We start from the raw sequence: 20,200 nt of genomic DNA, 5'->3' as shown, positions 1-20,200 counted from the left end.
ATGCGGCAGCAGCCATTTGGTGGCTGAGTGTCGCCGTGTATAATCGGCCCAACTTTTCGCCAAGGGAATGAATTTTGAAACTCAAACTGTTATCTCTGTTGGTTTGTGCTGCCGCAGCTGTCAGCACACCGGCTTTGGCCGGCTGGTGGATTGAAGCGGATGATTTGTCGCTGCGCAATGATATTCAGCTGCTGTCGGATGCAGGTTTTATCCGTCAGCCCATCAACACTTATCCACTGATGTGGGCCGGCATTGTGCAGGACTTGCAGCAACTGGACCCGGCAACGCTGGATGAGGATGCACAACAGGCGCTGCAGCGTGTCATGATGATTTGGCAACGTGACCGGCGGGAAGTACAGGCCAGCCTGAGCCTCGCCGGTGAAACTGAACAGCCGGCCTTTGTGCGTTTCGGCGATACCTTACGTGACAAAGCTCAAGCGCAGGCCAGCGGCAGTTATCAGACCGAGCGTGTCAGCGCGCGGCTGCAGGTCAGTCAGGTCAGTCAGCCGTTTGACCAGAATAAATCCCGCCTCGACGGCAGTTATGTCGCAGTCAAAGCCGGCAACTGGATTGTCAGCGCCGGTGCACTGGAAAAATACTGGGGCCCGTCTTTTGATACCAGCGCCATTTTGTCTACCAATGCCCGACCAGTACCGGCCATAACCCTGAGTCGCAACTCCAGCATTGCTGATGCAGATGACTGGCTGCCGGCCTGGACATTCACCACCAGCTTTGGCCAGCTCAGCAGCCGTGCCCATGTGCCTGATGCCAAACTATGGCAAGCGCGCCTCGGCATCAAACCGCTGAATTCACTGGAGATGGGCTTTAGCTGGGTGATGACGTATGGTGGCGAAGGTTATGGTAATGGCCTGAATGACTGGTTTGACGGCCTGTTCCGTGGCGGTCAAATTGAAGGCACCGAAAACATGCTGGCCGGCTACGATTTACGCTGGAGCACCAGCTTGCTGGGCCAGCCGGTCGGTGTTTACTGGTCAGCGATTGCCGATGACTTTGGCACCAAAAATCTGCAGCTGTACAAAGTGTCGTACCAGCTGGGTATCGATACTTATATCCGCGTGCTGAGTAGTCGTGTCTATCTTGAAGCACTGGATACGGCTATTGACTGCAGTAATGATCGCAAATTTAACTGTTATTACGAACACAGCACTCATTTTGATGGTTACCGTCGTTATGGCCGTGCTTTTGGTACCTCGTACGACAATGACAGCAAAGTGCTGAATATCGGGGTCCTGACCCAGCTCGACAGTCAGACCAGCTGGCATAACAAGCTGGCCTGGTTGCGGCTAAACGTCGACGGTGGCCGGGTGGATTTACCTTCGCAATGGACCCAGACGCAATTACCAGCCCGCACTGTGTTGCTGTGGCGCACTGAACAACAATGGCGCGAGCAGGCCGACCAATGGAAATGGGGGCTTGAGTTCAGCAATACATTGGATAAAGCCAGCGGCAGTCGTGACTGGCAATCAGAACTGTTCCTGAGCTGGAGCCGGCAGTTTTAGGCTCCTGCATAATCTGTTGAAAGATTTGTGCATACGTATGCAATTTGCTGTTGCCTTGCCGCAGCAAATTGCCTGATTTCTGCTTTCCCCGGTCTCATCGGCTCCCTGAATTACTGCCGTCTGAATAGAACACTGCTTCAATTTGAAACTAATCATTTTTTTCACAAATTCTGTGCTATTCGTTACATGGGGCTGGCCTCGATGTTGGGACATTTCAGTGCGGTTCTGCCGGAAAACCCAACAACAAAAGCGCTGATTGCACACGGCTGGTGCAAGGTTTCGAAAAGTTGCACTGCTCCGGCGCAAAAGCGTGATTATGAATACGTATTCATGTTGTATCGGGGGGAGGTTCCACATAGAAATAGCATGGTTGTCATCTTTCATGCCGCTCGGTATGGAGAGCACAACCAAATAACTATGAAACACCACACCGGGGATGAAGGGCAATGAAACACTATAAACTCAGCGTACTGACGCTGGCACTGGCTGCCGCCGGTTTCAGCACCTCAGGCTTTGCAGCACAAGAAGCTGCTGCAGATGCCGGCAAAAAACTCACACCTACTGAAGCCCGTGCTAAAGCCAAAGCCGAAGCTGCAGTTGAAGTGATTGAAATCAAAGGCTTCCGTCGTTCTGTCGTTGAATCGATCAACACAAAACGTTTCTCTACCAACGTGGTGGAATCTATTTCCGCTGAAGACATCGGTAAATTACCGGATTCCAGTATCGCTGAATCGATTTCCCGCCTGCCAGGTCTGGCGTCACAGCGTCTGGACGGCCGCGCCAGCAAAGTCAGTATCCGTGGTTTCGGTGAAAACGAAAGCGCCACCACCTTCAACGGCCGTGAGCAAGTCTCTATCGGCGACAACCGCGGCGTAGAATTCGATTTATACCCGTCTGAAATCATGAGTGGCGTCACGGTTTATAAAACACCAAACGCCACACTGGAAGCCGAAGGCATCGCCGGTGTCATCGACATGCAGACGGTCAAACCATTAAGCCGTGAGCGCACTATTCAGTTCAACGGCCAGTACGAAATGACCAGCCTGGACAAACTGAACCCGGACGGCAAAGACTCAGGCGCCCGTGGTACTTTCTCTTACATTGACAAATTCGCCAATGACACTGTCGGTGTAGCTTTTGCTTACTCAAAAATGAGCTCGCCAAACCAGGAAAAACGCTGGAACGCCTGGGGTTACCCGGAGTTTTCTGTCGACGGTAAAAACTACTCAATCCTCGGTGGTGCCAAGCCGTTTGTCCGTTCATCGGTGCTGGACCGTGACTCTGCCTTGTTAGTGGTGGAAGCTGCACCAAACGACAAACTGAAAATGACGTTTGACGCGCTGTATGTAGATTTCTCTGACGAGAAAATCCTGCGTGGTATCGAAATTCCATTCGCCTGGGGTTACAACCGTGGCACTTCAGCAGTTGAAGTAGACCCGGCAACAGGTTTCGTCACTAAAGGTAAAGTCAGCAATGAATACCTGGTTGTCCGTAACGACCTGGAAAACCGTGACGCCAAAATGAACGCTTTTGGTTTCAACGCTGATTACAACCTGAATGACGACTGGACCTTAAACTTTGATGCCAGCCACTCATCGGTTGAGCGTGAAATTTGGTCTTTCGAAAGCTACGCCGGTACTGGCCGGGGTGACAAGCTGGGTGTCGGTGACAACCTGAGCTATGAACTGAAGCCGGGTAACTCAGGCGCCGTCTTTACACCAAGCCTGAACTACGGTGATTACAACCTGATTAAACTGGGTGGCCCACGCAGCTGGGGCTGGAGTACAGCACTGAACCAGAAATTCGGTGTGGTCGGTAACGACCTGTACGAAAACACCGCACAAGACGGTTTTATCAACGCGCCAACTGTTGATGACGAAATGAACGCCTTTAAACTGGCGGCGACTCAGATGCTGGAAGATGCCGGCATGTTCACTAAGATGCATTACGGTGCTTCTTACAAAACTCGTGAAAAAGAGAAAAAGTCTGAAGGTTACTTCATGACTTTAAAAGATTTCCCGGCCATGGTCTCTGTGCCTGAGAAGTACCGCATGGGCACTGTGAACCTGGACTTCATCGGTATGGGCAACATGATTGCTTATGATTCAGGCGCAATGCTGAACGACGGTTATTACGTACTGACCGCCGAAAGCCTGACGAATCAAAGCCACTCATTCAAAACCTGGACTGTCGGCGAAGATGTGACCTCACTGTACACCCAAGCGGATTTAGAAGCCGAAGTGGGCAGTATCCCGGTCACCGGTAGTATCGGTGTGCGTTATGTCAAAACTGAACAGGATTCACAAGGGACGGCCTTTGGTACTGTAAATGGCCTGATTGTGGCTTCACCAACAGATATCGATCACAGCTACAGCCATGTGCTGCCAAGCCTGAACCTGATTTTTGACGTAGCTGAGAACCAGTCCGTGCGTTTTGGCGCAGCGAAGACACTGTCCCGTCCATTAATGGGTGACATGAACGCTTCTGTTGGCGCGACATATAGCCAGCAAGTTGACAGCAACGGCAACAACTGGAGCGTCAGCGGTGGTAACCCGCTGCTGGAACCTAAAGAAGCACTGGGTATCGACCTGTCGTATGAGAACTACTTCTCTGATGAAGGTTATTTCTCTGTGGCTTACTTCTGGAAAGATCTGAACGAGTGGATCTTCGACGGTAAGTATCAGGTTGACTTAGCCGGTGTCGCTGATCCGAGCACTGGTCAGGTACCTCCATCTTCACGTGCGACCGGTTCAGGTAAAGTGAACGGTGGCGGCGGTACGCTGCAAGGTACTGAATTCTCTGCAACAGTTCCACTGAACGCAGTCAGCGATATTCTGGAAGGTTTTGGTCTGATCGCCAGCTACACCATCGTTGATCAGGATATTCAGGACCCGCTGGGCAAAGATTACGAGCTGCCAGGCCTGTCAAAAGAAATCATTTCTGCGACTGCGTTCTTCGAGCGCAATGGCTTCCAGGCCCGCGTCAGCGCGCGTAAACGTGGTGACTTCAAAGGTGACGTCTACGGTATCGGTTTCGACACGCAACAAGTGGATATCGAAGGCGAGACTATTGTTGATGCGCAAATTGGTTACGACTTCGGCGAAGCAGGCTTTAAAGAGTTAGACGGTCTGTCTATCTTCCTGCAAGGCCAGAACTTAACCGACGAGCCATTTGTATCAACCCAAGGCGATGCGCTGAAGATCCGCGATTATCAACAGTACGGCAAAACCTACCTGTTAGGCTTCAGCTACAAGCTGTAATTTCTGCCACAATCAAAGCCCTGGTCCGCCGGGGCTTTTTTTATGTACAGGATGTACGGTATGCCGCAAATGCATGGAGCAATTTGTGGCGATGTACAGGATGTACGGTATGGTGAATCAGGGATTTCGAAACGCCAACAGTTTGGCGTTTCGCCTGATGAACGCCATTTGCTCTGCAAATGGCAAAATGCAGGTACGTGGTACCCAGTACGTGGTACCCAGTACGTGGTACCCAGTACGTGGTACCCAGTACGTGGTACGCAGAGCTTTGTGGCGATGTACAGTGACAAAACGGAGTCGTGATGCAAGCAAATAAACCGGTGCGCGAAGTAGTGATTTTAGGCGGTGGCACAGCCGGCTGGATTTCAGCGTCGCTGCTCGTGAAGTTACTGGGTAAATCCATTCGTATCACTTTGGTCGAATCTGACGAGATTGGTATTGTCGGTGTCGGTGAAGCGACGATCCCGCCGATCATGACCTTTAACGCCGCACTTGGCATTGACGAAAAAGCTTTTGTCCGCGCCACCAAAGGCACTATTAAACTCGGTATTGAGTTTGAAAACTGGCGCCAGATTGGCGACCGCTATATGCATGCGTTTGGCAGCATTGGTAAAGAATTCCCCAGCTGTAATTTCCATCATTTTTGGGTGCGCAGCCAAAAGCTCGGCATGCCTTATGACTTCTGGGATTTTTCGCTGGCTTATCAGGCAGCCGTACAACATAAGTTTGGTCATCTGGCGAAAATCGACGGCGTAAATCTGCCGGGGTTGTCTTATGCCTATCATTTTGATGCCGGCTTGTACGCGCAGTTTTTACGTCAGTTCAGCGAAAACCTCGGTGTGCGGCGCATTGAAGGCAAAGTCAGTCAGGTGCTGCGCCATGCTGACAATGGCGATGTAGCTACCCTGGTGCTGCAAAACGGTGAGCAGGTGCACGGCGATTTATTTATTGATTGCAGTGGCTTACATGCGCTGCTGATCGAAAAAACCTTAAACACCGGTTATGAAGACTGGAGCCACTGGTTACCGGCCGACAGTGCGCTGGCTGTGCCTTGTGCCTCGGTTGAGCCCATCACGCCTTACACCAAATCCATTGCCCACGCCAAAGGCTGGCAATGGCGCATTCCGCTGCAACACCGCATCGGCAATGGCTTTGTTTATTCCTCGAAATATTGCAGCGATGAAGAAGCCAAAGCGACTTTACTGGCGAATCTCGATGGCGAACCATTGGCCGAACCGCGCAAAATCTCGTTTAAAACCGGACGGCGCCGCAAGCAGTGGAGCCACAACGTGGTCAGTATCGGTTTATCCAGTGGTTTCCTCGAACCGCTGGAGTCAACCAGTATTCACCTCATTCAATCCGGGGTGCTGCGTTTACTGAAGTTTTTCCCGAACAACGGCATTTCGCCGGCAATGCGCGACGAATTTAACCGCCTGTCACAGATTGAATTCGAGCAAATCCGTGACTTTATTATCTTGCATTACAAGCTGAACGAACGCACCGACAGCCAGTATTGGCTGGATTGCGCCCGGATGGACGTGCCGGAAACCCTGCGCCGGAAAATGGCGATGTTCCGCGAAACCGGCATGGTACAGCGCGAACAGGACGAGCTGTTCTCTGAGATCGCCTGGCAGCAGGTGATGATAGGCCAGGGCGTGCTCCCGGCGGATTATCACAGCATGGCCAACGCCATTGATGAAACCGCGCTGAAAGAGTTGCTTGATAACCTCAAAGCGGTGATGCAGGTGACGGTCAACCGCTTGCCTGCGCATCAGGACTTTATTGATTTCTGTGTACGCTGAGGGTCGGATCATGCGGACGAAATCTTTGAGTCTGGTCCTTTCAGTCCTGCTGCTAAATAACTCACAGGCGGCTGAAGGACCGTTACAGGTACCGTCGCCGGACTGGCGCGATCAGGTGATTTATTTTGTACTGACCGACCGTTTTGCCGATGGCGATCCATCCAACAATGACCAAGGCGTGGATGAATACAATCCGGCGAAGTCGAGTCACTACAGTGGTGGGGACCTTCGAGGTATTCAGCAAAAGCTGGATTACATTCAGGGGCTTGGCGCTACAGCCGTCTGGCTGACGCCGCCGGTAGCGAACCAGTGGTGGAGCGACAAAGCGCAATATGCCGGCTATCACGGTTATTGGGCTACTGACTTTGCCAATATCGACGCCCACTATGGCACGCTGGCGGATTATCAGGCCTTATCGCGCGGTTTACATGGCCGCGGCATGTATTTGATCCAGGACATTGTGGTCAATCATACCGGCAATTTCTTTGGTTACGACGGTCCTTATGATGCGACTGACACGGCGAAAAACTTTGTGCTATATGAAAGCCAAAACAGTCGCCAAAGCGCGCCGGTGCAGCCGCCTTTTGATCAGATTAACCGCTTAAATCCGGCGCATACCGCAGCGGACATTTATCACTGGACCCCGCCAATCAGCGACCCAACCGTGCCTGGTCAGGAATTTCACTATCAGCTGGCGACACTCGCCGACATCAACACCGCCAATCCGCGCGTGCGGCAGGCGCTGAAGCACAGTTACCGTTATTGGCTAGAGCAGGCCGGTGTCGATGCTTATCGCATTGATACCGCAAAATATGTCGAACACGAATTCTGGCAGGATTTTCTGCATGCGCCCGATGGCGTGCTGGCTAAAGCGCGGGAACTTGGCAAACAGCATTTCCTTGCTTTTGGTGAAGTGTTTGAAGCGTCAAAGCCATTTGCTGCCGATGGTGAAGCTAAACTACGGCGTTTTCTTGGCACTGCGGAAAAACCGGAACTGAATTCAGTCATCGCTTTTCCACTGTATTTTGAGCTGAACCGGGTATTGGCAGAAGGCCAGCCTGCGGCGCAGCTCGGTTACCGGCTACAGCAGCACGTCAGTCAGTTTCCGCAGCCGCATCTGCTGCCGACATTTCTGAATAATCACGACACCAAACGCTTTCTGGCGGCCGGCAGCCCGGCGGCATTTTTGCAGGCTTATGCGCTGCTTTTTACCATTCCGGGCATTCCGGTGATTTATCAGGGCGATGAACAGCTGTTACCGGAAACCCGTCAGGCGATGTTTAAAGGCGGTTGGGGCGCCACAGCGGATGCTTTCCGGCCAGAACACAGCATGTATCAGCACATTCGTCAGCTGGCGGATTTACGCAAGCAACATCGTTTATTCAGCCGTGGTGAGTTCAGCCTGCTACAGGCCGAAACCGCCGGCGCCGGCATTCTGGCATATCAGATGCAATATCAGGGACAAAAGGCTATGGTGGTGATGAATACGGCCGATAGCCCGCGTTTATTGGCCGGATTAAAGCTCGGCGCCAGTCAGGCCCGGGTGTTATGGCAAAGCCCTGGTGCGGCGTCCGGCCCGCTAGTGCTGAATCCCGCTGGCGAACTGACGCTGGAATTGCCGGGGCGTGCGGTGCTGGTGCTGCAACCGGCAGGCGAGGCAGCCAGTAAGGCTGTTGCGGCTGGCAAGTTAACGTTGGGCGAATTACCACCAGCCCCGTTAGAGCGGGATGTCTGGCTGCAAGGCAAAACAGACAGGCCGGATCTGCCGATTTGGCCGGTGCTGAATGGTCAGTTACATCAATTACCACCAGTGCACGCTGCGGCGGACGGTAGTTTCCGGCTATTGCTGCCTGTGCGGGACCTGGGGCTGCAGCAACAGCGTTTACAGCTGTATCAGGCCGAAACCGGGGCGCTGAGCCCGGTCTGGCAGTATCAGACCGATGTCAAAGCCGCGAGCTGGGCGGCCGCAGTAGAAGACCCGACTGGCGATGACAAAGGTTTTGACGGCAATTACAAAGGACCAACCCAGCCGCACGCGCAGCAGCAACGCGATATCCGCGGGCTGAGCGGCCGTTCTGGCGGCAATGTGCTGGAACTGGAGCTGCAAATGCAACAAATCAGCCAGTTTTGGGCGCCGGCCAATGGTTTTGACAATGTGCACTTTGCGCTGTTTTTCCATCTGCCTCAGGCGGCACAACTGCCCGCTGCTACTGAGTTGCCTGGGTTGAACCGCAGTATGCCACATGGGCTTTCCTGGCAACTGGGCCATTTCCTGTTTGGTTGGGGCAATTCGGTGTTTAATGCCGCTGGAGCCAACGCCATGTCGACCGGGCAAAAACTTGGTGCAGCACCCGAAGTGACAGTGGATGCGGCGAAGGGGTTGATCCGGATCCGTTATCACGCTACAGCGCTGGGTTTGCCCGGCTGGGATGGCGCGAAAATTTACCTGTCCACCTGGGACAAAACCGGTGAAGGTGTGCTGCGCAGTATCGAACTGACTCCGTCGCCGTGGAATTTTAGTGCAAAGGCAATAGACGCCCCAAAAGTGATGGATGATCTCTGGCTTGAGCTCAAAGCGAATAACAGCTCTGACCACTGACAAGGACGGGAACCTGCGGTCGTTCCTTCAGTCACATTGATGCCCCAGTGCATGAATGTGACTGAAGGAGAATAGGATGTTGTCAAAAATCCGCAGCCGGATCATCCGGTTTTTACAGCTCAGCCAGTGTCGTTTTGATGTCGACGGTCAGAAAATTCATACCTGCAATGCTTGCCTGACTTTTAAGGAGCAGGCGCTGTTGATTGAACGTCCCGGTAAACCAAGCCGGTTGATGCCTTATGAAAAACTCAATCTCGACCGTTTATTATTTTTGATTAATCCTGCTATTACAGTGCATTAGGTGCTTGAACCGGGCTGTGATAACGTCAGGGGAATGTCCGAGTGAAGGAGTCCGGGCTTGGCTGAACTGCGTGTCGCCACTTTAAATCTGCTGAATTTTGCCGCGCCGCCGCTGGCCTGTTATGAATGGGACAACATTTATAGTCAGGCACAGTGGCAGCAAAAAACCAACTGGCTAAAGGCGCTGTTGCTGGAGCAGCAACCGGATATTCTGGCACTGCAGGAAGTGTTTTCGGTTACGGAATTACGTGAGCTGCTGGCGACCCTGGGTTACACCTGGTTTGCCGTGGTGGAGCAACCAGAACTGCTGGATCAGCATGTGTTTACCCGCCCGGTAGTGGCCATCGCCAGCCGTTATCCCCTGCTTAAGGTTGCAGAAGTCACAGCCGACGCCGCCGCTCTGGCACAGCTTGGGCTGCAAAGTTTCCAGTTCAGCCGCAAACCTGCATTGGTGCAGCTGGACACCCCACAGTTTGGTCCGGTGTGGCTGGCGTCTGTGCACCTGAAATCGCGCCGGCCGGCAGAATTGCCGGATGCTGCGCTGGCATTGTGGGCTTCTGAGCTGCAGCGCGGTCATGAAGCGGCGTTGCTGCGCCAGACGCTGGCGTTGCATTGCCGGTCTCAACATGGTCAGGCCGAACCACTGATCTTGGCCGGTGATTTTAATGATGTGTTGAGTTCAGCGTTATTACAACCGCTGCTGGCGACAGATCGCAGCCAACAGCCAATATTCCTGTTACAGGACGCGGCAGAGCTGGCAGCTGAAGCTTACCGTGCGCCGACGCATTATTATGGTGCCGGCGGTCAGGTGTTAGATTATCTATTGGTGTCCACGGCTTTTGATCCACGCCACCATCATGCCTGTGGTGAGGTCAGCCGCTATCGGGTGGTGGACCAGCATCTGGTCAGTCCAGTATTTGCGCGTGATGGCTACAGCAGCGATCACGCTTATGTGCAAATCAGCCTGAAACCGTTTAAATCCCGCTAGTGGCAGATGCTGTGGTGGTGTCTGTCTCAGCTGGCGTTTCCGTTGCCGGGCTGATTTCAGTGTCTGCTTTTTGTTTCAGCCGGATTGAATTTTTTACCTGAATATTTTTTTTCTGTTTGGCGCGTTTGGCGATTTTCTTTTTCAGGGCTTTGGCTGAGCTCATGGCAGGGTTCCGGTACTGGTCATCAAAAGCCCTATTCTAGCGGATCGCCGGCGTCGCGCCCAGCTTTGCTTGCTGCGCCAGCTGTTCACTTAATACTTTGGGTCTGTAACTTTGTTCCAGCCGCTGCAGTTCACCGCTTTGCTGCAGACGCCGGATGGCTTTATTTATCGCTGCCATCGTCGCCAGATTCACCGTTTGCTGGCTGGCCATCAGATGGGCCGGTGTCACATGTAGTTGTGGACTGGCGAGCCGGATATCCATGATCCGGTCCGGGCCGACAAAATGGTAAAACAGGTCGGCGTCAATCAGCACCAAATCGCCGCGGCTGGGTGTGGCAAATAACAGTTCAGTGCCGACCTGCGCATCCGGATAAGCTGTATAGCGTTTTTGCTGTTTAAATCGGTTGCGATACTGCTCAAACTCAATGCCATACCAGCCACTGGCCGGGCCGATCAGCCGCAATCCCAGTCGTAGCGCATCGGCGAGGCTGAGCTCGTCCGGCAGGTCGCTGCGGGTGCGGGCGAACATACCAACCACTTCCTGTCGGTACGGCTGACTAAAGTGGGCAAAACGTTCACGATCCGGGTTTTTCGAAGCGCGGATCATCAAATCAATCTCGCCATCCTGCAAGCTTTTCAGAATTCGTGCACCGGTCATCGGTGTGACATGCCAGCGCCATTGACAACCAGCGGCCTGCAGAATGGCGCTGACCAGTTCAACGTCCATGCCGCGCAGCTGGCCACTTGCATCGCGATAAGCCGATGGCGCATGCAGGTCGAGGTGCACCCGCAGGGGCTGCGGACACACCGCATTCGCTGCAGTTGCAGCTATGGCTTTTGCTGCATACAGCAGCACAGAGAGAGTAAAAATCAGCGCTTTAAACACACAATACCTTTCAGCTCGGCCTGACCACTTCAACGGGCCGTATCAGCGGCATTATCGCGGATCCGGGGCCTGTGTCTGGTCTTATCTGCAGATTTGGTAATTGTCGCTGCTTCTGGCTAAAATGTCGGCCTTTTTCTGACAATTGGCGCAAATATGCGGATTATTCTGGCTCCGATGGAAGGGGTGGTTGACCATTTAATGCGCGACATGCTGACGCGCATTGGTGGTTTTGATTTATGTATCACCGAATTTGTCCGGGTCGTGGATCAGTTATTGCCACGCCGGGTCTTTACCCGGCTTTGTCCTGAATTACTCAACGGTGGCAAAACGCCGGCAGGCACGCCGGTGCGGGTACAGCTGCTGGGGCAGGAACCCGAATGGCTGGCGGAAAACGCTGCCCGTGCTGTGGCGTTGGGGTCGCCTGGCGTGGATTTGAACTTTGGCTGTCCGGCCAAAACGGTCAACAAAAGCAAAGGCGGCGCTGTGCTGCTGAAAGAAACCGACACGCTGTACCGCATTATGCAGGCGGTACGCAGTGCAGTGCCGGCCGAATTTCCGGTCACGGCGAAAATGCGGCTGGGGTTTGATGATACCAGTCTGGCGCTCGATAACGCCCGGGCGCTGGCTGAAGCCGGCGCGTCGGAATTAACAGTTCATGCCCGTACCAAAGCCGATGGTTACCGCCCGCCGGCGTATTGGCCCTGGATTGCTGAGATCCGTAAAGTCATCAGTATTCCGGTGATTGCCAACGGCGAGATTTGGCAACCGGCCGATGCTGCGCTCTGCCGTGAGCAAAGCGGTTCTGCGGATATTATGTTGGGACGTGGCGCACTGGCGCAGCCCAATCTGGCGCTGCGTATTCGTGACGGCGTGCCTTTGCTGCCCTGGCCGGACGTGCTGGCAATGTTGATGCGTTACTCCGAATACGAAATCGCCGGCGACAAAGGCCTGTATTACAGCAACCGCATCAAACAATGGTTCAGTTATCTGCGCCTGCAATATCCGGAAGCTGAGGTCTTGTTCCAGCAACTGCGGCTGCTGCGCAAAAGTGCTGAGATTGTCGCGTTGTTGCAACAGCAGCTACAGCGCCACTGACGCTGTTATTGCGGGTGCGCGAGGCGGCGCTGTCTGAACCACAGCGCCAGTGCCATGCCGCCAACACCGCTAAGCATCAGCAGCGCAAAGGGCAACACTGACGTCTGACCGCCCAGCGCCAGTAATGGCCCGGCGGCGGCGCCGGCACCAAAGCGTAAAGTGCCAATCACCGCGGTCGCAGTGCCGGAATGCTCTGGAAACTCCATCAAAATCAATGCATCGGCGTTGGTCGCGCAGATACCAAGACTGGCCATTAGCGGAATGATCGCCGCGACGACGGCCCATAACGGCGCGTCCACCGCGCCCACGGCCGTCAACAGCAAAGCGCAAATCACCGCGCTGCCAAAAGCAACCTTTAATAACTTCGCACTGCCATGGCGCACCACGAGCCGGGCATTGGCAAAATTGGCGCCGATCAGCGCCAGCACATTACAGCCAAACAAAATACTAAAAGTACTAGTGTCGACATGAAAATGACCAATGTAGATAAAAGGCACTGCGGTCAAAAAACAGAAGAAACTAAAGGACGCAAACATCGACACGGCGATCAGTGGCTGCGCCAGTTTGCGGCTTAATACCGTGCGGTAAGCGCTGAAAAACTCTGGTTTGCGTTTGTTGTCGGGATGAGTGGCCGGGAAAAACTTTGCACTGCACAGCAAAATCAACAAACCATAACCAGCCAGAGTCAGGAAAATCCAGCGCCAGTCACTCAGCGCCAGTACGGCACTGCCAATGGCTGGTGCCAGCAAGGGTGCCAGCATCATCATCATCGAGACATAGGACATGCCCTTGGCGGTGTGCTCCTGATAGAGCTGGCGAATCAGGCCAGGCACTACCACAGTCGCTGCGGCGCCAAAAAATGCCTGCAGGGCACGGCCTGCAAGAAAACTTTCAATGTCGGTACTACGGCTCAGCCAGATGCTGCTCAGCACAAAACCAGCGAGGCCCAACAGCGCCAGCGGCCGGCGGCCGACCGCATCGGCCAGCGGGCCAAATAACAACATGCCGAGGGCATAAAAAGCTAAAAAGATACTCAGCGATTGTTGCACAGCGCCGGAGTCTGTCGCCAGCGCCTGACTTAACAGCGGCATCGCTGGCAAATACATATCAATTGCCAGCGGCGTAATGGCCACGACAGAGGCAAAAAGTGCGATTAACGCGAGCGAAGGGCGATGGGGCATAACTTTTATCTGTTCGGAAAAAACGATATTTTACCGCATCAGCCGCGTTTAAATGATCGTAAAAGCTGAAAGGAAGCGAACGTCTGAATGCAGAATTGTGAATTGTCGCGGCCAAAAAACTGTGTGCAACTGGCCGCATTGGTGGCTACGCTACGCCCTAGTTCGCCAGCTCTTTGATGAATCGAGCAGGCTGACCGGCGACCAGCGTGTAGGGCGCCACGTCACGATTCACCACAGCACCTGCCGCAATTACCGCACCTTCTCCAATACTGACACCTGGCAGAATAATAGCGCCACCACCGATCCAAACCCGGTTGCCGATGATGACCGGATGCGCTTGCTCTATGCCAGTTACCCGCTCGCTGGCGGCCATCGGATGACTGACCGTGTAAATGTGTACTGCAGGACCCAGCATCACATCATCGCCGATGGTGATAGTGGCAGCGTCGAGCATCACACATTGATGGTTGGCATAAAAACGCTGGCCAAGGTGGATATTACCGCCATAGTCGCACCAGAAATCAGGTTCGATATAACAGCTGCCAACGCTGCCGAATAACTGCCGCGCTAGCTGCTGATGAGCTTTAAAAGGCTCAGGGCCTTGTTGATTGATTTGCCGGCATAACTGTTTGGCACGGCGGCGCTGCTCGGCCAGTTCGCGATCAGCCGGGTTAAACCATTGCTGCAATGCCATTTTTTCACGTTCAGAGGTCATAAATTTCTACTGCTGGTTAGTTTTGTTGCAGCTCAGTGCGGTTCCATAAATTCTGATGTTTTGCCGGCGCAAAAAATTCATCCGGATGCCAGCAGCGCGGTAAGAAGTGCCGCAGCTGCGCCGGCTCAAAGTTCGATGACAGCTTACTGAGGATCTCCTGCAATCTTGCTTCCGGGATCACCGCCAGCTTTTGCCGCGCCGGTTTGAAATAAAGATTGTGGTCGACGCTGACCGCCAGATTCTGGCCTGAGGTTTTAAAGCGCAAATTGCGGGTGACACCACGACATAAAGGTGTTTCCGGACTTGGCGGATATAACGAATTCACAATGGCAAATTCATAACGTTCCGGTGCTGCGGCGGATTTTTCCTTTGGCAGGTAGACGATGCCATAACCTTGCGGAAAAATGCCGGTGATGGTCAGTAGCTGGTCGACCATGCGTTCATCATATTGGCCGGCCCGGGCGCCATTTTTCAGAATAAGCGCCACTTTTGGTAAGCTTTCATAAATAAAACGCGCCCGCCCTGGCAACACCGCTGACGCATAGACCTGCGGGATGCGCAGCAGATTGCCAACGCCGCTGCCGGGCGCTGCTGCGGTCCGCAGCACTGTCGCGGCAAAAGCGATTTTTTCCTGTTCGTTTTGCTGAAACTCAGCCCGTTCACTTTTGGAATTGCCGCGATACAGTGGCATGCCGATGCCTTTGAGTAAAAACCTTAAGCTGGCCTGTAAACTGACATCCAAAAATTCTTGCCGCTCGGCTGCACTGAATTGCAGGCGGTAGTTCGGCTGGCTGCCGTCAGCACGTAATAAACGCAATGCGTCCGGATGATAGTGGCCGACGTCCTGCAATAACACCGCCATCAGCAGCGGAATTTGTACGTCGTCGCGAAATGGGCAATATGGCTGTGGCCCCGGTAATTGCAACATCTCGGCTCGTTGTTGCGCTTTCTTCAGGATGTAGCTGTTGGTGATGAGCTTTTGCTCCAGCAGATGATCGAGTAGGCGCAGGCTCAATACGGCCTTGTAAAAAGGTTTGTATTTCTGTTGCATCGCTGCCATCGAGTCGCCTTCGCTCGGCGCCAGCAGTTGCAGTGTACCGAGCAGGCGCGAAGAGCGCAGAATAGTTTCCTGCCGGTTTTGACCTTCGGTCAGTTCCAATAACTGCTGGCAAATCAAATGCAGCTGGTTGTAACGTTGTTGTTGTAGCTGTTCGTAGCGGTGTTCGGCATCAAATAAGCGCTGACGTTTTTGTTGCACATCAGCGATGAGACTGGCTTCGGTCTTGCGGTTGGCCTGCGCCAGCCTGGCCTGACTTTGCTCCCAAATGTCCTGCAGCTGCGCGATGTCGGCAGTATCCTGCTCATCCCGGCCAAAAAAACGCGCGGCAGCGCCATAAACTGACAATTGAAAGCGTGAGCCACTTAACAGGCCGCCGATCAGTTTTGTCAGGTTTTTGCTGTAACTGTTTTCAACCGAAGTTTTCGGGTCGGTGGCCATCCACGCTGTTCCCTGTAGTAAGCCGTGCGCAAAACTACACGATAGCTGAAGTTCGTGCCCGCGTGAAGCCAGCCGCAGTTTCTGGACCATATTTGCAACAAAGTTGCGCAGCGTGGCAGGCTGGCATAGTATTCAGCTTAGTATTCGACGACATGTCCTTAATCTGTGTGCTGATTTGGTTTTCACATCATGCAGTTGCAATCCGGCCCAACCAGGAGCCTTCATGAGAAAAAATAAAGTTATTAATACCGACGACGTCTTACTGACGCTCTGTACCGCCGTGACTCAGGTCTTCGCCGCGGCAGGCAACGCACAAATTGCTTATTCGCCGATGGTGCAGAAGATCCAAAAAACCTGTTTACGCCCGGACCTGGGATGTTTTGTGTTATTTGATGGCGGTTTTTCCGGTCTGGTGGTGATCAATTTCACCGCAGAATCAGCGATGGAAATTTACCGTAAGTACATGATGAGTATGGGAATGCCGGAAACAGAACTGGCTCAGTTCCACACTTCAGACGAAGTTGGTAACGTGATGGGCGAGCTGATGAACCAGATTGTTGGTGACTTTACCAACCGGGTGCGTCAGGAGTTACAAACGTCAATTAATCAAAGCCAGCCGAAGATGATGGCGATCAACAAACAGGTACAGATCCTGATCAATACGCAGCTGGACCAGCCGCAGGCCCGTCGGGTGACCTTTAACACGCCATTACACAATATTTTTTATCTGGAACTGGCGATGGATAAAACCGAATTTATTCAGCTCCATGAGTTTGAAACTGCCGAAGAAGAAAACGTAGATGACATTCTGGCCAATGCCAATAGCCAATCTGCGGCCGCCGCTGACAGCGCTGCAGCGCAGGATGTGGATGATGACTTCCTGGCAAATCTGGGGCTGTGACATCAGCATCTGACTAACAGGTTTTAAGCAAACAACGCGGCTTTCAGGCCGCGTTGTTGTTTTGGCTGCCGGCAGGCAGCACCGGTAGTTGCAGCTGAAAGCGGGCACCACCAAGCAGGGAGTCATCAATCCGCAGGCGGCCCTGATGCCAGCCCACGATGCGGCTGACAATAGCGAGACCCAAACCAAAACCGCCTTTGTCGCGGCTGCGACTCTGGTCGACGCGGACAAAAGGTTGCAGGATAGCGTCTCTTTGCTCGGCGGGGATGCCGGGACCGTCATCTTCGATAACAAAATTCAGCCAGTTGCCTTGTTGTTGCACCGACAGCACCACCTGACTGCGGGCATATCGTTTGGCGTTCAGTAACAGGTTTTGCAGCGCGCGTTCCAGATAATGACCATCGCAGGTCCAATGCAGCCGGGCGGGCCTTTGCAGTAAAATCGACGCACCAGGCAGCGGTGCCAGTTTTTCCAGCAGGTTTTCCAGTAACTCCACCAGATTGACGTCTTCAAAGTTTAACCGTACCGTCTGCGCTTCCAGCCGGGCGTAATCGAGCATTTCATCGACCAGCTGGTCGAGTTCAGTTAAATCCTGCTGCATCGCACGTTTTTCGCTGTCCGGCAGCTGTTGCAGTTCCAGCGCAAACTTCAGCCGGGCCAGCGGGGTGCGCAGTTCATGCGACACAGCGTGGGTCATTTCGCGTTGCAGCGACATCAGCCGAAGAATTTGTCTGGCCATCTGCTGCACACTGCCGGCGATAGGAGCCAGCAGGGAATGCTCCGGCAAAGGCGGGTCCGGAAGCTGCATGCCTTGACCAAACTGACGCAGCTGGCGCTTCAGCGTCTCAATATCACGGGCCACCGGCCATAAAAAACCGGCCAGCGCTATGCCGAGCAGCAGGAAAAATAACAGCGTAAACAGGTAAGTGTTGTGTGCGGGGACTTCAACCTGCACCGGGCCAAATTGCAGCAGCTGATCCTGCACCATCTGATAGAAATAGACCTGATCGTCGCTGAATAGCGGGACTAACTGACCGCGTTCCAGCGCTTGTTGTTCGGCGTCAGACCAGGCGATGCTTTGTGGCGGCAGGGGTTGCAGCCCCAGACTCAGTTGTGCAGCCACTTGTTCGGCACTTTGTTCCGGGGCGGCCAGCTGGTAGGCCAGGCTTTGGCCTAACAGCTCCACCCATCCGGGTAATTCCGGGCTTTGGCTCTGTTCCCACAAGCGTTCGACTGACCAGCCGATGGCGAGCAGCATCAGCAAAATAAACAGATAAAAGCGCAGGAACAAACGGCGCATGCTTAGTTCCAGGCGTCCGCAACGAATAGATAACCTTTACCCCAGACGGTTTTGATCCGGAATGGTGTTTCGGCGTTATCGCCCAGTTTACGGCGCAGATGCGACACCCGTACATCCACAGTGCGATCCAAGCCATCATACTCGCGGCCGATGATTTGTTTATGAATGGCTTCCCGCCGCACGGTCTGGCCGGCGTGTCTGGCCAGCATCCACAACAAATCAAACTCGTAACTGGTCAGTTCGACCAGCTGTTCGTCATAATAGGCTTCGCGGGCGGACTGATTGAGCCTGAGTTTGCCAAATTCGAGCCGCTGCTGGTCAGCCCCGATGCCGCCTTGGGTGCGACGCAGCAGCGCGTGGATACGCGCCAGCAACACTCTGGGTTCGACCGGTTTAATGACATAATCGTCGGCACCGAGTTCAAGGCCAAGCACCTGATCGATATCACTTTGTTTGGCAGTCAGCATCAGCACCGGCTGTTTATACCAGCTGCGCAGGGCACGACAAACGGCAAAGCCGTCCAGCCCCGGCAGCATCAGGTCCAGCACGACCAGATCCGGCCCAAATTCTTTGCATTGCTGTTCTGCCTGCAGACCATTGTCACAGACTTGCACCGTAAAGCCGTGTTGTTGCAAAAAACTCTGCACCAGGCTCGCCAGCCGTTGATCATCTTCAACTAACAGAATTTTACTCATCAGAACACACTCCAGGGGGCGACCAGCCTGCGTTTACGGGCGGGCTGGCGACTTAACACCGATAATTCACGCGACAGCCGGGGGTGGCCGTCGGAGCGCAGCAGCAGTTGCGCTGAGCCTTCAATCTGCGCCTGATAACTCAGCTCGCCTGAGGTTTGCTGTTGCCAGCAATGTAACGACAACCCTTCGAGCTCAGCACACAGCGAGATGGGTTCAGGGTGCTGCCACGACAGGCGAAAATCCAGCTGGCAGCTGTCGGATTTTTGATTGGCGATGCAAACGACAGGGGCGATTTGCCAGCACAGGGTCTGGTCACATTGCGCATCCGCCGGCGCTGCCTGCGCGACGGTATGTACCAGCAAAATCAGCCACAGCGCAGAACGCATCAGAGAAACCGGTAACTGAAGCCGATAAACCAGCTGTGCGCAGTAGATTCCTGCAACAGCGGGCTTTGGATCCGGCCGATGCCGGCTGGCACTTCAACATCGGTATTGAGCCAGCGATGTCGCCATACACTCAGCAGTTGCCAGCGCTCGGTCAATGGATATTGCCAGTGCAGGCTGATCTCTGGTTGCCAGCTGGCCAATGCGCGATATTCCAAGCCTTCGCCTTCGCTGGCGTTCAGACCGTAATAGGTATTCATCAAATGCTGATCCTTCCATGCCAGCGCGACTCCCAGCTGCCAGTGTCCAAACTGACTTTGCCAGCCAGAGCTGGCGGCAAGACGCAGGTGCTGCCCGTCATATTGCTGACTGATATCATGCCACCAGTTCAGTTTCAGCTGTAAGCCGGGTAAAAACCAGTCCAATTGCAAACCGCCATCCAGCGCCAATGGTCTTTTGTCCGCCTCTGCTACAGAAAGTTCTTGTTTCATAGCAACTTTTTGTACCGGGCCTGCCACGCCCATGCTGGAGATAAATTGCGGTTCAAACAGGTTGACGGCCGAACGTCTGTGGAAATAGCCCTTTTCTTCGTTCAGGCGACTGACCAGGCTGAGCTGGATGTCGTCGTGCAGTTGCCAGCTATAGCCTAGTGTCGCATTGTCAAAAAACCAGTGTTCGCCGTAATAGCTGATATCTGGCATCAGCCAGAGTGGGAAATTGTGACCACCATAAAGTGGATTGGAGCGAAATCCGGCGCCTATCGCCAGATTGATTTGCCATTGATCTGTGGCTACGCAGGGTTCCTGCGTTTTGCTGTCCGTGCAGTCGGCGTGTACCGGCGTGGTGACACCAAGAACAACCAGTATGAAGTACAATGCCCGTAACATCATGATCTGAGCCTGTGCTGCTGTAAAT

Annotated in this window: 18 protein-coding genes; 9 read left to right on the top strand and 9 right to left on the bottom strand. The window is 53.8% G+C overall.

Annotated elements, in window-relative coordinates; translation table 11 throughout:
• Positions 1-74: 74 nt before the first annotated feature.
• The 7 genes from Q399_RS0116010 to Q399_RS0115975 all read left to right on the top strand — a co-directional run bounded on the left by Q399_RS0116010 (position 75) and on the right by Q399_RS0115975 (position 10,469).
• The gene (locus Q399_RS0116010; RefSeq protein WP_051686079.1) at positions 75-1,520 is read left to right on the top strand and encodes a capsule assembly Wzi family protein; all 1,446 of its coding nucleotides are present in this window, start codon (positions 75-77) and stop codon (positions 1,518-1,520) included.
• Positions 1,521-1,547: 27 nt separating this feature from the next.
• Positions 1,548-1,970, top strand: a complete 423-nt coding sequence (locus Q399_RS22165; protein ID WP_157836334.1) for a hypothetical protein — start codon at positions 1,548-1,550, stop codon at positions 1,968-1,970.
• Positions 1,967-4,780, top strand: a complete 2,814-nt coding sequence (locus Q399_RS0116000; protein WP_031570111.1) for a TonB-dependent receptor — start codon at positions 1,967-1,969, stop codon at positions 4,778-4,780. The genes Q399_RS22165 and Q399_RS0116000 overlap by 4 nt, the downstream gene beginning before the upstream one ends.
• A 302-nt stretch (positions 4,781-5,082) precedes the next feature.
• The gene (locus Q399_RS0115990; protein WP_031570109.1) at positions 5,083-6,582 is read left to right on the top strand and encodes a tryptophan halogenase family protein; all 1,500 of its coding nucleotides are present in this window, start codon (positions 5,083-5,085) and stop codon (positions 6,580-6,582) included.
• Between the two features lie 10 nt (positions 6,583-6,592).
• A complete protein-coding gene (locus tag Q399_RS0115985) occupies positions 6,593-9,181 on the top strand; it encodes an alpha-amylase family glycosyl hydrolase (protein ID WP_051686078.1) in 2,589 nt (862 codons plus the stop codon).
• 76 nt (positions 9,182-9,257) lie between these two features.
• A complete protein-coding gene (locus Q399_RS0115980) occupies positions 9,258-9,482 on the top strand; it encodes a hypothetical protein (protein WP_031570107.1) in 225 nt (74 codons plus the stop codon).
• A 57-nt stretch (positions 9,483-9,539) separates the two neighbouring features.
• Positions 9,540-10,469: an endonuclease/exonuclease/phosphatase family protein gene (locus Q399_RS0115975; protein ID WP_031570106.1), complete on the top strand. Its 930-nt coding sequence runs from the start codon at positions 9,540-9,542 to the stop codon at positions 10,467-10,469.
• Here Q399_RS0115975 and Q399_RS22160 read toward each other — a convergent pair.
• Together Q399_RS22160 and Q399_RS0115965 are read right to left on the bottom strand one after the other, a co-directional pair.
• Positions 10,456-10,632 carry a hypothetical protein gene (locus tag Q399_RS22160; RefSeq protein ID WP_157836333.1) on the bottom strand — a complete coding sequence of 59 codons (177 nt, stop codon included), beginning with the start codon at positions 10,630-10,632 and terminating at the stop codon, positions 10,456-10,458. The genes Q399_RS0115975 and Q399_RS22160 overlap by 14 nt on opposite strands.
• A 36-nt stretch (positions 10,633-10,668) precedes the next feature.
• On the bottom strand, positions 10,669-11,517 hold the full coding sequence (locus tag Q399_RS0115965; protein WP_031570105.1) for a substrate-binding periplasmic protein: 849 nt from the start codon (positions 11,515-11,517) through the stop codon (positions 10,669-10,671).
• Positions 11,518-11,670: 153 nt separating this feature from the next.
• On the opposite strand from Q399_RS0115965, the gene dusC reads away from it, so the two are divergent.
• Positions 11,671-12,612, top strand: coding sequence for a tRNA dihydrouridine(16) synthase DusC (gene dusC / locus Q399_RS0115960; RefSeq protein WP_031570104.1), 942 nt, complete (start codon positions 11,671-11,673; stop codon positions 12,610-12,612).
• Positions 12,613-12,617: 5 nt separating this feature from the next.
• Here dusC and Q399_RS0115955 read toward each other — a convergent pair whose 3' ends face one another.
• From Q399_RS0115955 to Q399_RS0115945, 3 genes are all read right to left on the bottom strand, one after another.
• Positions 12,618-13,793, bottom strand: coding sequence for a multidrug effflux MFS transporter (locus tag Q399_RS0115955; RefSeq protein WP_037046182.1), 1,176 nt, complete (start codon positions 13,791-13,793; stop codon positions 12,618-12,620).
• Between the two features lie 157 nt (positions 13,794-13,950).
• Entirely contained in the window at positions 13,951-14,508 is a 558-nt protein-coding gene (locus Q399_RS0115950; RefSeq protein WP_031570102.1) for a sugar O-acetyltransferase, read from the bottom strand.
• Positions 14,509-14,524: 16 nt separating this feature from the next.
• Positions 14,525-16,006 (bottom strand): hypothetical protein, encoded by a 1,482-nt coding sequence (locus Q399_RS0115945; RefSeq protein WP_031570101.1) that lies wholly within the window; start codon positions 16,004-16,006, stop codon positions 14,525-14,527.
• 223 nt (positions 16,007-16,229) lie between these two features.
• Between Q399_RS0115945 and Q399_RS0115940 the strand changes: the two genes are divergently transcribed.
• Positions 16,230-16,907 (top strand): DUF3334 family protein, encoded by a 678-nt coding sequence (locus Q399_RS0115940; RefSeq protein WP_031570099.1) that lies wholly within the window; start codon positions 16,230-16,232, stop codon positions 16,905-16,907.
• Positions 16,908-16,950: 43 nt separating this feature from the next.
• On the opposite strand, the gene Q399_RS0115935 is transcribed toward Q399_RS0115940, so the two are convergent.
• Genes Q399_RS0115935 through Q399_RS0115920 form a run of 4 tightly spaced genes read right to left on the bottom strand, consistent with a single transcriptional unit; the run spans position 16,951 to position 20,175 of the window.
• On the bottom strand, positions 16,951-18,207 hold the full coding sequence (locus Q399_RS0115935) for an ATP-binding protein (protein WP_051686077.1): 1,257 nt from the start codon (positions 18,205-18,207) through the stop codon (positions 16,951-16,953).
• Positions 18,208-18,209: 2 nt separating this feature from the next.
• Entirely contained in the window at positions 18,210-18,902 is a 693-nt protein-coding gene (locus tag Q399_RS0115930) for a response regulator (RefSeq protein WP_031570096.1), read from the bottom strand.
• Entirely contained in the window at positions 18,902-19,288 is a 387-nt protein-coding gene (locus tag Q399_RS0115925) for a DUF3019 domain-containing protein (RefSeq protein ID WP_031570092.1), read from the bottom strand. The genes Q399_RS0115930 and Q399_RS0115925 overlap by 1 nt, the downstream gene beginning before the upstream one ends.
• Positions 19,288-20,175 carry a MipA/OmpV family protein gene (locus Q399_RS0115920; RefSeq protein WP_157836332.1) on the bottom strand — a complete coding sequence of 296 codons (888 nt, stop codon included), beginning with the start codon at positions 20,173-20,175 and terminating at the stop codon, positions 19,288-19,290. Before Q399_RS0115920 ends, Q399_RS0115925 begins: the two co-directional genes overlap by 1 nt.
• Positions 20,176-20,200 lie beyond the last annotated feature (25 nt).

The sequence above is a fragment of the Rheinheimera texasensis DSM 17496 genome, assembly GCF_000711985.1.
Lineage (GTDB): Bacteria > Pseudomonadota > Gammaproteobacteria > Enterobacterales > Alteromonadaceae > Pararheinheimera > Pararheinheimera texasensis.
The sequence above is the reverse complement of the archived record's forward strand: the minus strand, read 5'-3'. Positions and strand labels throughout refer to the sequence as shown.

Excerpts from the sequence above, each read along its gene's own strand:
- Q399_RS0115980 (WP_031570107.1), top strand. The coding sequence starts at position 9,258 with ATGTTGTCAAAAATCCGCAGCCGGATCATCCGGTTTTTACAGCTCAGC.
- Q399_RS0115940 (WP_031570099.1), top strand. The coding sequence starts at position 16,230 with ATGAGAAAAAATAAAGTTATTAATACCGACGACGTCTTACTGACGCTC.
- Q399_RS0115990 (WP_031570109.1), top strand. The coding sequence starts at position 5,083 with ATGCAAGCAAATAAACCGGTGCGCGAAGTAGTGATTTTAGGCGGTGGC.
- Q399_RS0115955 (WP_037046182.1), bottom strand. The coding sequence starts at position 13,793 with ATGCCCCATCGCCCTTCGCTCGCGTTAATCGCACTTTTTGCCTCTGTC.
- Q399_RS0116000 (WP_031570111.1), top strand. The coding sequence starts at position 1,967 with ATGAAACACTATAAACTCAGCGTACTGACGCTGGCACTGGCTGCCGCC.
- Q399_RS0115950 (WP_031570102.1), bottom strand. The coding sequence starts at position 14,508 with ATGACCTCTGAACGTGAAAAAATGGCATTGCAGCAATGGTTTAACCCG.
- Q399_RS0115925 (WP_031570092.1), bottom strand. The coding sequence starts at position 19,288 with ATGCGTTCTGCGCTGTGGCTGATTTTGCTGGTACATACCGTCGCGCAG.
- Q399_RS0115935 (WP_051686077.1), bottom strand. The coding sequence starts at position 18,207 with ATGCGCCGTTTGTTCCTGCGCTTTTATCTGTTTATTTTGCTGATGCTG.
- Q399_RS0115930 (WP_031570096.1), bottom strand. The coding sequence starts at position 18,902 with ATGAGTAAAATTCTGTTAGTTGAAGATGATCAACGGCTGGCGAGCCTG.
- Q399_RS0115985 (WP_051686078.1), top strand. The coding sequence starts at position 6,593 with ATGCGGACGAAATCTTTGAGTCTGGTCCTTTCAGTCCTGCTGCTAAAT.
- Q399_RS0115945 (WP_031570101.1), bottom strand. The coding sequence starts at position 16,006 with ATGGCCACCGACCCGAAAACTTCGGTTGAAAACAGTTACAGCAAAAAC.
- dusC (WP_031570104.1), top strand. The coding sequence starts at position 11,671 with ATGCGGATTATTCTGGCTCCGATGGAAGGGGTGGTTGACCATTTAATG.
- Q399_RS0115920 (WP_157836332.1), bottom strand. The coding sequence starts at position 20,175 with ATGATGTTACGGGCATTGTACTTCATACTGGTTGTTCTTGGTGTCACC.
- Q399_RS22160 (WP_157836333.1), bottom strand. The coding sequence starts at position 10,632 with ATGAGCTCAGCCAAAGCCCTGAAAAAGAAAATCGCCAAACGCGCCAAA.